The sequence below is a fragment of the Shinella sp. HY16 genome (assembly GCF_028534175.1).
Taxonomy (GTDB): domain Bacteria; phylum Pseudomonadota; class Alphaproteobacteria; order Rhizobiales; family Rhizobiaceae; genus Shinella.
This window is the reverse complement of the sequence record NZ_JAHYXL010000001.1, coordinates 3,767,493-3,781,704: the sequence shown is the minus strand read 5'-3', so window position 1 is coordinate 3,781,704 and position 14,212 is coordinate 3,767,493. Positions and strand designations below refer to the sequence as shown.

Genomic DNA, 14,212 nt, shown 5'->3' with positions numbered 1-14,212 from the left:
CCCAACGGTGGACGGAATTGTTGCGTTGCGGTATTCCGCCGTCCGTTTGAGTTGGGAAACTGGAGCGACTGCTGATGATCGGACTGGTGCTTGTCACCCATGGCAAGCTGGCGGAAGAATTCCGGCACGCCCTTGAGCATGTCGTTGGTCCGCAAAAGGCAATCGAGACCGTCTGCATCGGCCCCGAGGACGACATGGACCAGCGTCGCCAGGATATCCTGGAGGCGGTGATGCTTGCCGACCAGGGCAATGGGGTCATCATCCTCACTGACATGTTCGGCGGCACGCCGTCCAACCTCGCCATTTCCGTGATGAACGGCAACGGAATCGAGGTGATTGCCGGCGTCAACCTTCCCATGCTGATCAAGCTCGCCGGCATTCGCGGTGAGAACAATATGGAGAAGGCGCTGATCGACGCCTCCGAGGCCGGCCGCAAATATATCAACGTGGCAAGCCGCGTGCTCAGTGGCAAATAGGGTTTTCCGCCGTCCATGACCGTCTCGAAAGAGCTTCTCATCATCAACAAGCGCGGTCTCCATGCCCGCGCCTCGGCGAAATTCGTCCAGACAGTCGATGGCTACGACGCCGAAGTCACCGTCTCCAAGGACGGCATGACGGTGGGCGGCACATCGATCATGGGCCTGATGATGCTGGCCGCCAGCCCCGGCTGTTCCGTGCTGGTGACGGCGGTCGGCGTCCAGGCACGCGAGGTGCTCGACGCCCTCGACGCGCTGGTGGCCGATCGTTTCGGCGAAGAAATGTAAACCAAGCGCCGACATAAGGATATAAAGACTTCTTTATATCCTGTTGCTCCAGCCGGCATTTCCTGATAGGAAGCGCCATCACGAATAGTATCTGTTCGTTCCACGCACGGGCGCAGGCAATTTCGTTGCTGCACGTGCCAAAAGGCTGGAGACCCCATGACCACCACGAAGGACTACCACGTCGCCGACATCGCGCTTGCCGATTTCGGCCGCAAGGAAATTCAGATCGCCGAGACCGAAATGCCAGGCCTGATGGCGTGCCGCGAAGAGTTCGGCACCGCCAAGCCGCTCAAGGGCGCGCGCATCACCGGCTCGCTGCACATGACCATCCAGACCGCCGTACTCATCGAGACGCTGGTCGCGCTCGGCGCCGATGTCCGCTGGGCCTCGTGCAACATCTTCTCCACGCAGGACCACGCCGCTGCCGCGATCGCCGCCGCCGGCATCCCGGTCTATGCCGTGAAGGGCGAAACCCTCACCGAATACTGGGAATACACCGACAAGATCTTCCAGTGGGCCGATGGCGGTCTCTCCAACATGATCCTCGACGATGGCGGCGACGCCACCATGTACATCCTGCTCGGCGCCCGCGCCGAAGCCGGCGAGAACATTCTGGTCAACCCGGGCTCGGAAGAAGAAGAGATCCTCTTCGCACAGATCAAGAAGCGCCTCGCCGCTTCCCCGGGCTGGTTCACCAAGCAGCGCGACGCCATCCAGGGCGTGACGGAAGAGACCACCACCGGCGTCAACCGTCTCTACCAGCTCCAGCAGAAGGGCCTGCTGCCCTTCCCGGCGATCAACGTCAACGATAGCGTCACCAAGTCGAAGTTCGACAACAAGTACGGCTGCAAGGAATCGCTGGTCGACGGCATCCGCCGCGGCACCGACGTGATGATGGCCGGCAAGGTTGCCGTCGTCTGCGGCTATGGCGACGTCGGCAAGGGTTCGGCTGCATCGCTTAAGGGCGCCGGCGCCCGCGTCAAGGTGACGGAGATCGACCCGATCTGCGCCCTCCAGGCCGCCATGGACGGTTTTGAAGTCGTGCAGCTCGAAGACGTCGTCTCCACCGCCGACATCTTCATCACGACCACCGGCAACAAGGACGTCATCCGCGTCGACCATATGCGCGAGATGAAGGACATGGCGATCGTCGGCAATATCGGCCACTTCGACAACGAGATCCAGGTCGCGTCGCTCCGCAATTTCAAGTGGACGAACATCAAGCCGCAGGTCGACATGATCGAGTTCCCGAAGGGCAACCGCATGATCCTGCTGTCCGAGGGACGCCTGCTCAACCTCGGCAACGCCACCGGCCACCCGTCCTTCGTGATGTCCGCTTCGTTCTCCAACCAGGTTCTCGCCCAGATCGAGCTCTTCACCAAGGGCGACGCCTACCAGAACGAAGTCTACGTTCTGCCCAAGCAGCTCGACGAGAAGGTCGCGCGCCTGCACCTCGCCAAGCTCGGTGCGCGCCTGACGGAGCTCTCCGAAGAACAGGCCGGCTATATCGGCGTGACGACCCAGGGTCCGTTCAAGGCCGAGCACTACAGGTACTGATCCTTACCCAGGTTATCCACAACATCTAGGGGCTGCGCGCTTGACAAGGCGCGCAGCTTCTTTTTTGGGCGCATCCCTTCCCGACGATTCTGGAAACAAGTATCTTTTAAAGCATTGATTCGGCGTGCAGATGCGGACCCTTCGCGCCGGATTGGGATGTCTTGTCGATCAGGCGGCAAACGGACGGAGACAGACCGGGGATGATGGCGGACACAAAACGAGGCCGTTCCGGGCAGGCTTTTGCCATGCCGGGGCGGGACAGGGCGCATTCCTATGCGCAGAATAAATTTATGGTTAATGAATGGTTTACGAGCGGCAAGCGCCGTCTCGTATCGGCACTGTCGGCCGGCTCGGCGCTGACGGCGCTTGCCGGCCCGGCGCATGCCGCCGGCCCCTATCTCGCCACCACGGAGATCGTCACCGTTTCCATGCTGCTCGGCGTGATGTCGGCAGCGATGGTTTCGGCGATCTGGATGATCCGCCAGCGTGGCCGCATGGAAGCGGAAAGCCGCGAACTGAAGGCGCATCTTTCCGATGCGCGCCACAATGTTTCCCGTCTCCAGGCACTGATCGGCGACAAGGACCGGCGCATCGTCGTCTGGGACGGCCTTTCGGATAAACCAGAATTCCTGGGCCAGCTTCCGGCAGAGACCGGAGCGCCGCTGGCCGACCGCGACTTCCTCGCCTTCGGCCGCTGGCTGAAGCCGACCTCCGCCGCCGAAATCGAGCGCGCCGTCGAAAAGCTGCGCTCGCAGGCGCAGAGTTTCGACCTGATCCTCGAAACGAGTCGCGAGGAAGTGCTGGAAGCGCAGGGACGCGTTTCCGGCGGCCAGGCCTTCGTGCGCTTCGTGGCGCTGAACAACCTGCGCGCGGAAGCTGCCGAACTGAGGCTGGAGCGCGACCGGCTGGTCCAGGCGCTCACCACGCTGCAGGGCCTGCTCGACCAGATCGACCTGCCCGTCTGGCAGCGCGCGGCCGACGGCTCGCTCGCCTGGGTGAACGAGGCCTATGCCGAAGCCGTCGAGGCCAAGGATGCCGCCGGCGCCGTAGCCGAGGGGCGCGAGCTGCTGCCGACCATTGCGCGCGAAAAGATCCGCGCCGCCAGCACCTATGATGCGCCGTTCCGCGACAAGGTCTCGACTGTCGTACACGGCAACCGCAGCTTCTTCGACGTCGTCGATGCACGCAGCCCGACAGGTTCGGCCGGCATCGCCGTCAATGTCTCCGACATCGAGGCGGTGCGCGAGGAGCTGGTGCGCACGCTGAAGAGCCACGCCGAGACGCTCGATCATCTCGCGACCCCCGTCGCCATCTTCGACGGCGAGCAGCGCCTGCAATTCTACAACCAGGCCTTCCAGCGCATGTGGGAGATCGACACGGCCTTCCTCGAAGGCAAACCCGGCAATGGCGAACTGCTCGACCGCCTGCGCGCCAACGGGAAGCTGCCGGAACAGCTCAACTGGAAACAGTGGAAGGACACCGCGCTTTCCGTCTACCGCGCCATCGACACCCAGACCGACCTCTGGCACCTGCCGAACGGCCAGACGCTGCGTGTCTTCGCCACTGCGCGGCCACAGGGTGGCGCGACCTGGGTGTTCGAGAACCTGACCGAAAAGGTTGATCTCGAGACGCGCTACAATACGCTTGTACAGGTGCAGGACGAGACGATCGACCATCTGGCCGAAGGCGTCGCCGTGTTCAGCCCGGACGGACGCATCCGCCTCTCCAACCCGGCCTTCCGTGCGCTCTGGGGTATCAGCGAGGCCGAGGCGAAATCCGGCACCCATATCCGCGCCATCGAACAGGCCTGCGCGCCGTCCTATGACAAGCCGGACGGCTGGAAGCGTTTTGCCCATATCATCACCAGCTTCGATGACGAGCGGCCCTCCTGCCAGGGCGTGCTGGAGCTGCGCACCGGCCTGGTGCTCGACTTCGCCGTCATCCCGCTTTCCAACGCCCAGACGATGCTGACCTTCGTCAACATCACCGACAGCGTGCGCGTCAGCCGGGCCCTCACGGAAAAGAACGAGGCCCTGCGCAAGGCCGATGCGCTGAAGAACGATTTCGTCCAGCACGTTTCCTACGAGCTGCGCTCGCCGCTGACCAACATCATCGGTTTTGCCGATCTCCTGAAGACGCCGACCATGGGCGAGCTCAACGACCGGCAGGCCGAATATGTCGATCACATCGCGACATCCTCGGCGGTGCTGCTCACCATCGTCAACGATATCCTCGACCTTGCCACCGTCGATGCCGGTATCATGGAGCTCGACTATAGCGAGATCAACCTGACGGACCTGCTCGACGACGTCTCCATGCAGTTTGCCGACCGGCTGTACGAAGCGCAGGTGACACTGGAAATCACCGCGCCCGACAATCTCGGCACCATCGTCGCCGACCAGCAGCGCCTCAAGCAGATCCTCATCAAGCTTTTGAGCAATGCCGCCAATTTCGCACCGGAAGGCAGCTCGATCAGCCTCAAATGCTGGCGCGAGAGCGCCGACCTCGTCTTCACCGTTTCCGACCGCGGGCCCGGCATTCCGCAGGACGTGCTGAAGACGGTGTTCGATCGCTTCGAAAGCCATGGCCGGCGCGGCGGTGCAGGCCTGGGCCTCTCGATCGTCGAAAGCTTCGTCAGCCTGCACCACGGCACCGTCACGATCGACAGCCATGAAGGCCGCGGCACCGATGTCACCTGCCGCATTCCGTCTGCGACGATGACGTCCTTCGCTGCGGCGGAATAGGCCCGGATGGCGCTCGACCTCTTCCTTCCCGACGAAGCAGCGACCATCCGCTTCGGCGAGGACATGGCGCTCGGCCTGAAGCGCGGCGACTATGTCGCGCTGTCGGGCGATCTTGGCGCCGGCAAGTCGACCTTTTCCCGCGCACTGATCCGGGCGATCGCCAACGACGCCTATCTTGAAGTGCCGAGCCCGACCTTCACGCTGGTCCAGAGCTACGAGCTGCGCATCCCCGTCGCCCATTTCGACCTTTACCGCATCGCCGATGCTACCGAGATCGACGAACTCGGCTTCGACGAGGCGCTGTCTGACGGCATCTGCCTCGTCGAATGGCCGGAAAAGGGGTCTGGCACGCTGCCGGCAGACGGCATCACGCTTACTTTCCTGCATGAGGGTGAGGGACGGCGCGTCACCGTCGACGCCCCGGCACCGGCCCTGGCACGCATCCGCCGCTCCCTGGCGATCCGCGCCTTCCTCGATGAAGCCGGCTACCGAAATGCCACGCGCCGCCACCTGACGGGCGATGCCTCGGTGCGCGCCTATGAGCATGTCCATCTCGATGGCGCACGTTTCGTGCTGATGGATTCGCCGCGCCACACGCCCGGGCCCATCCTTGCGCATGGAAAATATTACCAGCAGATCGCCCATATCGCCGAGGATGTGAAACCCTTCATCGCGATCGGCCAGTATCTCGTCGCGTGCGGCCTGCGCGCGCCGGCGATCCACGAAATGGATATCGATGAGGGCATTCTGCTGATCGAGGATCTCGGCAGCGAAGGCGTTCTCGACGAAAACGGCATGCCGATCGCCGAGCGCTACCGCGAGAGTGCCGCTTGCCTTGCGCGTCTGCATGGCGAGCCTGCGCGGCGGGATCTTCCCGTTGCCGGAGACATCGTGCACCGCGTGCCGGATTTCGACCGCGACGCCATACAGATCGAGGTGAGCCTGCTCACCGACTGGTACCTGCCCTTCAAGCGCGGCACGCCGGCAAGCCAGGACGAACGCCGCAGCTATATCGCCCTGTGGGACGGGCTGATCGACAGCCTTGCCGCCGCCGAGCACAATCTTCTGCTGCGCGACTTCCACTCCCCGAACATCATCTGGCGGCCGGAGGCAACCGGCACCGACCGGGTCGGCATCATCGACTTCCAGGACGCGATGATCGGCCCCTCGGCCTACGACGTCGCCTCGCTGGTGCAGGATGCGCGTGTCGACATGCCGGAGGAGGTGGCGGAAAGCGTTCTCGACCACTACCTTTCGCTGCGGGCTGCGGATCCCGGCTTCGACCGGGACCGGTTCCTGCGCGACTGGCACGTCATGGCGGCGCAGCGCAACTGCAAGCTCGTCGGCCTCTGGGTGCGGCTGATGCAGCGCGACGGCAAGCCCGTCTACATGAACCATATGCCGCGCACCTTCCGCAATCTGGAACGGGCGCTCGCCCATCCCGATCTCGCCCCCTTGCGCGACTGGTGCGAAAAGGCTGGAATCCTCGCGACCGAATCATGAGGATCTCTTTTGCGTCCCTTTGGCGCAGACTAGCATGGCACTCTTGCTGAAATGGCCCTGGAAACCCCGATGAAGATCGAAGACGCCATGGTGCTGGCCGCCGGCCTCGGCACCCGCTTGCGCCCCATCACCGACACGATGCCCAAGCCGCTGGTGCCGGTCGCCGGCAAGGCGATGATCGACTACGGGCTCGATGCGCTGGCCGCAGCGGGCGTCAAGCGCGCCGTCGTCAACGTGCACCATTTCGCCGACCAGATGATCGCCCATCTCGCCGGTCGCACGGCTCCCGAAATCATCCTCTCCGACGAGACCGATCAACTGATGAATTCCGGCGGCGGCCTCGCCAAGGGCCTGAAGCTGCTGAACCGCGACCCCGTCTTTGTCATGAATGCCGACCTCTTCTGGATCGGCGAGAAGCTCGGCGAGCCGAGCAATCTCGAACGGCTGGCCGAGGCCTTCGACCCCGAGCGCATGGACATGCTGCTGCTCTGCGTGAAGCTGGAGGACACGACCGGCCACAACGGCAAGAAGGATTTCTCGATGGACGCCGAGGGGCGGCTGGCGCGCTACCGGGAGGGCGACGGAACGCCCTTCGTCTATGCCGGCGCCATCGCCATGATGCCGGCCCTCTTCGACGACGCGCCCGAGGACGCCTTCAACCTCAACATCTATTTCGACCGGGCAATCGAGACGGGCCGCCTCTTCGGCCTCGTGATGGACGGCCACTGGATCACCGTCGGCACGCCGGATGCGATCGGCGCGGCGGAAGCCGTCATCGGCGCGGCGCGCGAGGCGGCGGCGTGACGCGGGCGCGCGGACGCATCTACTCCATCCCGGCGAGCCTGCCTTTCTTGAGGACGACTGCCCAAAGCCTTGTCGACGGCCGGCTTATGCCCGGCTTCACCTATGACCCCGCCGATCCGCTGGCGCTGGCCGACGTCACGATTTACGTGCCGACCCGCCGCTCCGCCCGCGTGCTGCGCTCGGAATTCGTCGATCTCTTCGGCGGACGCTCGGCCATCCTGCCGGTCATCCGCGCGCTCGGCGAGACCGACGACGACAGCGGCTTCTTCGACGAGGCCGCGCCGGCACTGCTCGACATGGCCGAGCCGCTGTCCGGCCCGACGCGTCTTCTCGAACTCGCCCGCCTCGTGCTCGCCTGGCGCAACCAGCTGCCTGCGGCGGTCACCTCCGTTCATGCGGAAAGTCCGCTCGTTGCGCCCGCGAGCCCCGCCGATGCCGTGTGGCTCGCCCGCAACCTCGCCGAAATCATCGACGCGATGGAGACGGAAGAGCTCGACTGGCTGGCGCTCGACAATCTCGACGTCTCCAACCATGCGCTCTGGTGGCAGCTCACCGCCGAATTCCTGAAAATCGCCAGCGAATTCTGGCCGGCACGGCTGACGGAGCTCAACCGCTCCTCCCCGTCGCTGCGGCGCAATGCGACACTGCATGCCGAGACCGAGCGCTACCGCACCACGCCGCCCGCCGGCCCCGTCATCATCGCCGGTTCCACCGGCTCCATTCCCGCAACCGCCGGCCTGATCGCGGCCGTGGCGGACCTGCCGAACGGCGTGGTGATCCTGCCGGGGCTCGATCGCTTCATGTCGGATGCCGAATGGCTGCTCGTCGGCCACCATGCGGGCAGCGACGGCGCCCTGAAACCCGATGCCGCCGCCCGCAGCCATCCGCAATACGGCCTCCACCGCCTGCTCGCCCGCATGGGCTGCACACGTGCGGATGTCGACTTGCTCGGCACACCACCCGAAGCGCTGGAATACCGCTCGCAGGTCCTCTCCAGCGCCTTCCTGCCGACCCAGGCAACATCCGGCTGGGGCGAGGTTCGCGGCATGCTCGATGCGGGCCGCCTGGCCGGGGCCTTCGAGGCCGTGTCGCTCGTCGAGGCGGCCAACGAGCGAGAGGAGGCGGTGGCTATCGCGATTGCGCTGCGGCTGGCGCTGGAGGATGGCGAGGACACCCAGGCGGCACTGATCACGCCCGACCGCAAGCTCGGCCGGCGCGTGGCGGCGGAGCTTGCCCGCTTCGGTATCGAGGCGGACGATTCGGCCGGCACACCGTTGCTTTCCACACCGCAGGGCACGCTCCTGCGTCTCCTCAACGAGGCGGCACTGCGGCCGGGCGACCCGGTGCCACTCGTCGCGCTGCTGAAACACCCCCTCGCCCGCTTCGGCCTGCCCGCAGCGGACCTGGCCGTCGCCGTAGCGGCGCTGGAACTGACAGCGCTGCGCGGCGGCACGGCCGAGATCGACATCTCCACGCTCGAACCGCTGCTAGAGGCCGCGCTTGCCCGTCAGGCACTGGATCGCCACCCGCCGGAGTGGCGCACGGCGCTTTCCGAGGCTGCCATCCCCCTTGCCCGCGATCTCGCACGCCGTATCGCCGAAGCGGTCGAGCCGCTTGCCGGCGCGCTCGTGCAGGAAAGCCGCACGGGGCGACGCTTCTCCTCGAAGCTTCCGGTCTCCGACTGGTCGGAACGGACCGGCCGGGTGCTCGAAGCGGCGGCGGTGGACGAACAGGGCAACCTTGCCGCCCTCTGGTCCGGCGAGGCTGGCGACAGCCTGGCGAACCTCCTCAAGAGCGTGATCGAGACGGACGGGCAGATCGAGGCCGATGGGCCGCAATGGTGCGACATCATCGAGGCGCTGGCGGCCAGCGAGAGCGTCAAGCCGCGCTCCATGCGCCATCCGCGCGTCTTCATCTTCGGCGCGCTCGAATCGCGCCTGCAAAGCGTCGATACGGTGGTGATCGGTGGGCTCAACGAGGGCACCTGGCCGGGACAGGCGGCGAACGACGCCTTCCTGTCGCGCGTCATGAAGGTGGAGATCGGCCTGGAGCCGCCGGAACGGCGCATCGGACAGCTCGGCCACGACCTGCAGATGGCCGCAGCCGCGCCGAAACTGGTACTGACGCGGGCGCTGCGCAACGGCACCGCACCAACCGTCGCCTCGCGCTGGTTGCAACGGCTCATCGCCGTCGGCGGCCCCACCCTTGCCGCAGACCTCAGGGCGCGCGGAAAAAGTCTCATCGACTGGGCGAACGAGATTGATCGCAGCCCGTCCGTACCGACCGCCCGGCGCCCGGCGCCGCATCCGCCGGCCGAGCTGCAGCCGAAGAAATACTCGTTCAGCGAAGTGGGGCGCCTCCGGCGCGACCCCTATGCGATCTATGCCCGCCATATCCTGCGCCTCGACCCGGTCGCTCCCTTCAATCTCGATCCGGGGCCGGCCGAGCGCGGCTCGCTTTACCATCGTATCGTCGATCGTTTCGTGCGCGAGGAAGCGAGCGGCGAGCCCTTCGCCCTCATCGGCCGCATCCTTGCGGAAGAATTCGACGCTGTCGCCCTGCCCCCGCATATCGATGCCGTCTGGCGGCCGCGCTTTGCCGCCGTCGCCCGCGCCTTCGTCCACTGGCACCTCGAGCGGGCGGGCGGCGTGCGCGAGAGCCTGACGGAGGTGCCGGCCTCGCTCGATCTTTCGGTCGGCGGCATCCGCCTGACCGGCATTGCCGACCGCATCGACATTCTGCCGGATGGCGGCGCGGATCTCCTCGACTACAAGACCGGCAGCACGCCGTCGCTGAAGGTGGCGCGGGCGCTGCTCGATCCGCAGCTCGCGCTGGAAGCGGCGGCGATCCGGCGCGGCGCCTTCCGCGGACCGGGGCTTCGCGAGCCGGCGAACCTTCTCTATGTGCGCCTCAAACCCGGCGAACGGTTCAAGGCCGAGCAGGTGAACAACGAGCACGCCAAATCGGCGAACGCCACACCGAAATCCGCGGTCGAGCTTGCCGAGGAAGCGTTGACGGAGCTGGAAAAGCTTCTGACGGGCCTCATCGAAGGCCGCTATGGTTTTGCCTCCCGGCTCATTCCCGAACAGGAACGGGACTATGGCGGGGAATACGACCATCTGGCGCGCGTCGCCGAATGGTCCTCGGCGGAAAGCAACGGGGAGAGCGAGGATGCTTGAGGACGATCGGCCCGCCTCCGCCGAGCCCGCCGCCTGGCTGAGCTGGACCACGCAGAAACAGGCGACGGCCTCCGATCCCGCCCGCTCGGCCTGGGTTTCGGCCAATGCCGGCTCGGGCAAGACCCATGTGCTGACGCAGCGCGTGATCCGCCTGCTTCTCGCCGGTTGCCGGCCCTCCGCCATCCTCTGCCTCACCTATACCAAGGCTGCGGCTTCCGAAATGTCGAACCGCGTCTTCGAGCGGCTGGCCGAATGGGCAACGCTCTCCGACGAAATCCTGTCGGAGCGCGTGGCGGCGATCGAGGGCAGAGAGCCGAACCTGTTCAAGCTTGCCGAGGCGCGCCGCCTCTTCGCGCGTGCGCTCGAAACGCCGGGCGGGCTGAAGATCCAGACGATCCACGCCTTCTGCGAGGCACTGCTGCACCAGTTTCCGCTGGAAGCCAATGTCGCCGGCCACTTCTCCGTGCTCGACGACCGGGCCGCGGCCGTGCTGCTGGCCGATGCCCGCCGGACACTGCTGACCGCGACGACGAACGAGGACGACAGCACACTGGCGGCCGCCTTCGCCACCGTGCTCGACATTGCCGACGACACCGGGCTGGAGCGGCTGATCGCCGATATCGTGGCGAGCCGCGGACAGATCCGTGAGTTCCTGGACGGCGCCGCGAAGGCGGGCGGCATGGATGCCGTGCTGCGCCGGGAAACCGGGCTCGACCCAAACGAGACGGCAGACGACATCCTCGCCGCATTCTGGCCGCTCGACGGTTTGCAAGGCGCGGTTCTCGAATCCTATCTCGCAGCGGCGGAGAGCCTCGGCAGCGAGACGGTGAAGACCTCCGCCGCGGGCCTGCGCGGCGTAGCCCGGCTCACCGATGCCGAGGCGCAGCGCGCGGCACTGCATGATCTCTTCTTCACCGGCACCGGCTCACCGCGCAGCCTCGACCGATCGTTCCTGTCGAAGAAGGTTCGCGACAGCGCCCCCCATTTCGAAACCGCGCTTCTGGCCGCCCAGGCCCATGTGGTCGCCTGCGACGACCGGTTGCGACGGTTCCGCATGTACGAGGCGACGCGCGCGGCGCTCGTCATCGCCGAGCGGCTGATCGGCGATTACGAGGACCTGAAGCGGGCGCGCAGCCTGCTCGACTTCGACGACCTGATCGACCGCACCGCGCGGCTGCTCACGCGCGAGAAGGTGAGCGCCTGGGTGCACTACAAGCTCGACCAGGGCATCGACCACATCCTCGTCGACGAGGCACAGGACACCAGCCCGCGGCAATGGCAGATCGTCAAGTCGCTGACGGACGATTTCTTCGCCGGCGAAACGGCGCGGAACCGGAACCGCACCATCTTCGCCGTCGGCGACGAGAAGCAGTCGATCTACTCCTTCCAGGGCGCCCGGCCGGAGCGTTTCGCCGAGGAGGGCCGCACGGTTCTTCGCCGCACGCAGGCGGCAGAAGCCGCCTTCAGCCCGATCCGGCTGCTGCTCTCCTTCCGCTCGACACGCGAAGTGCTCTCGGCGGTCGACCAGGTCTTTCTCGACCCCGCCAATGCGCGCGGCCTGACGCCTGACGGCAGCGAGATCGTGCATGCCTCCAACCGCGGGCGCGAACCGGGCGCGGTCGATATCTGGGAGGTGATCGCCGCCCCGCCGGGTCTTGACGAGGAGGACTGGACAGCACCCTTCGACGCGGTGGCCGAGGAGGCGCCGATCAACGTGCTGGCCCGGCGCATCGCCGATACGCTCGCGGCCTGGATCGGCCGGGAAACGGTGACGGAAAAAGGTAAGACGCGGCCCATGGCGGCCGGCGACGTCATCGTGCTGGTGCGCAAGCGCGACGCCTTCGTCAATGCGCTGACGCGCACCCTGAAGCAGCGCCACAATCTCCCTGTCGCCGGCGCCGACCGGCTGGTGCTGACGAAGCACATCGCGGTGCAGGACCTGATGGCGCTCGGCCGCTTCGCCGTTCTGCCGGAAGACGACCTTTCGCTGGCAGCGCTCCTGAAGAGCCCGCTGTTCAATCTCGACGAAGAGGCGCTGTTTGCGCTGGCGGCGCGGCGCGGCGAACGGCAGGGCCTCTGGGCGCGCCTGACGGAGGCTGCGGAAGAAGACGCTGTGCTGGCCGGCATCGTGCGGCGCCTCAGGGACGTGCTGCGCGATGCGCAGGGCCAGGCAGTACACGATTTCTATGCGCGTATTCTCGGTGCCGGCGGCGGGCGGCGGGCCTTTCTCGCCCGGCTCGGGACGGAAGCCGGCGAAATCATCGACGAGTTCCTGACATTCGCGCTGGAGCAGGAGGAGAACGGCCTGCCGGGCCTGCAGGCGTTCGTCTCCACGCTGGAGCTCGAAGCCCCGACCGTCAAGCGCGAGCAGGACAAGGCGCGCGGCGAGATCCGCATCATGACGGTGCATGCCGCCAAGGGCCTGGAGGCGCCGGTGGTCTTCCTCGCCGACGGCGGCGCAAAACCCTTCAGCCCCAGCCACATGCCGCACCTGCGTTTTCTCTCGGCACCCGGCCTTGCCGGCGGCCTGCCGGCCTGGCTGCCGCTCAAGGATCTTGGCAACGCGCTGACGGTGGCCGATGCGGAGCGCATCAAGGACAGCGCGGAAGAGGAATACCGCCGCCTGCTCTACGTGGCGATGACCCGCGCGGCGGATCGCCTCGTCGTCTGCGGCTATCGCGGCCGGCTGGAGAACAAGGACACCTGGCATCAGATGATCACGGCGGCGCTTTCTGCCGATGGTGCGCGGTGCGTTGAAAAGACCTTTTCGACGGCAGGCGAGAGCTGGCCGGGATTTTCCTGGCGTGAGGCCGGGGCGGCGACCCTGGAGGCGGCCACCGCGGCCCCCATCGAGGACAAGGTGAAGGTTACGCTTCCTGAAGCATTGGGTCGTCCCCTGCCACCGCAGAAATCATTGCCGCGACCGCTCAGCCCCTCGGGTGCGGCAGCAGTGATCGAGACGGATGCGGCGGACCTCCTGGTGCCCTCGGCGCTCTTCGGTCGGAAGGGTGGCGTTCCGGGCGCCGGCCTTGCGATGGAGCGAGGGCGCATCCTGCACCGTTTCCTCCAGGTCCTGCCCGCCTTCGCTGACGCGGAACGGCCCGCAGCAGCGCGGCGCTATCTCGAACGGGCGGCCGCCCACTGGCCGGAAAGCGCGCGGACCTCGCTGGTCGAAGCGGCGCTCGCGGTGATCGGCGACGAAGACCTCGCCGCGATCTTTTCACCGGCCGCCCGCGCAGAGGTATCGATCATGGGCACGCTGACGCTCGGCAGCCGGGACTATGCGGTCTCCGGCCGCATCGACCGCATGGCGATCACCGATGCGGCTGTCGAGATCGTCGATTTCAAGACGAACCGTGTGCCACCTGCCTCGCATGCCGACATTCCCTTCGAGCACCGGGCGCAGCTTGCGATCTACCGCGCGATCCTTATGCCACTCTATCCGGCGCGGGAAATCCGCTGCGGGCTGATCTATACGGAGGCGGCGAAAACCTATTGGCTGGACGCCGGCCTGATGGAGGCAAGCCTTGCCGAACTCGCCTCGAAGTGAGATACCGGACGGGACGACCGGTCGCCTTCCGGCCACCGGCAGAGCGGTGTCAGGCCTTGAAACCAGCCCGCGCCAGCATCACATTGAGTACAACGATCACCATCCAAGGAG

Annotated in this window: 8 protein-coding genes; all 8 read left to right on the top strand. The window is 66.1% G+C overall.

Translation table 11 applies throughout. The features are described from left to right. Window positions 1-74: 74 nt before the first annotated feature. The 8 genes from K0P03_RS18505 (at window position 75) to addA (ending at window position 14,101) form a co-directional block, all read left to right on the top strand. Complete coding sequence (locus tag K0P03_RS18505) at window positions 75-476, top strand: PTS sugar transporter subunit IIA (RefSeq protein ID WP_023514720.1); 402 nt, start codon at window positions 75-77, stop codon at window positions 474-476. Between the two features lie 15 nt (window positions 477-491). Further along, on the top strand, window positions 492-764 hold the full coding sequence (locus tag K0P03_RS18500; protein ID WP_023514719.1) for an HPr family phosphocarrier protein: 273 nt from the start codon (window positions 492-494) through the stop codon (window positions 762-764). A 156-nt stretch (window positions 765-920) separates the two neighbouring features. Continuing rightward, window positions 921-2,321 (top strand): adenosylhomocysteinase, encoded by a 1,401-nt coding sequence (gene ahcY / locus K0P03_RS18495; protein WP_130518056.1) that lies wholly within the window; start codon window positions 921-923, stop codon window positions 2,319-2,321. Window positions 2,322-2,611: 290 nt separating this feature from the next. Next, entirely contained in the window at window positions 2,612-5,065 is a 2,454-nt protein-coding gene (locus K0P03_RS18490) for a sensor histidine kinase (RefSeq protein ID WP_272790294.1), read from the top strand. Between the two features lie 6 nt (window positions 5,066-5,071). Next, window positions 5,072-6,568, top strand: a complete 1,497-nt coding sequence (gene tsaE / locus K0P03_RS18485; protein WP_272790293.1) for a tRNA (adenosine(37)-N6)-threonylcarbamoyltransferase complex ATPase subunit type 1 TsaE — start codon at window positions 5,072-5,074, stop codon at window positions 6,566-6,568. A gap of 69 nt (window positions 6,569-6,637) precedes the next feature. After that, the gene (locus K0P03_RS18480) at window positions 6,638-7,372 is read left to right on the top strand and encodes a nucleotidyltransferase family protein (protein WP_272790292.1); all 735 of its coding nucleotides are present in this window, start codon (window positions 6,638-6,640) and stop codon (window positions 7,370-7,372) included. Beyond that, on the top strand, window positions 7,369-10,551 hold the full coding sequence (gene addB, locus K0P03_RS18475; protein ID WP_272790291.1) for a double-strand break repair protein AddB: 3,183 nt from the start codon (window positions 7,369-7,371) through the stop codon (window positions 10,549-10,551). Before K0P03_RS18480 ends, addB begins: the two co-directional genes overlap by 4 nt. Beyond that, window positions 10,544-14,101 (top strand): double-strand break repair helicase AddA, encoded by a 3,558-nt coding sequence (gene addA, locus K0P03_RS18470; RefSeq protein ID WP_272790290.1) that lies wholly within the window; start codon window positions 10,544-10,546, stop codon window positions 14,099-14,101. Before addB ends, addA begins: the two co-directional genes overlap by 8 nt. The last annotated feature ends 111 nt before the right edge of the window (window positions 14,102-14,212 follow it).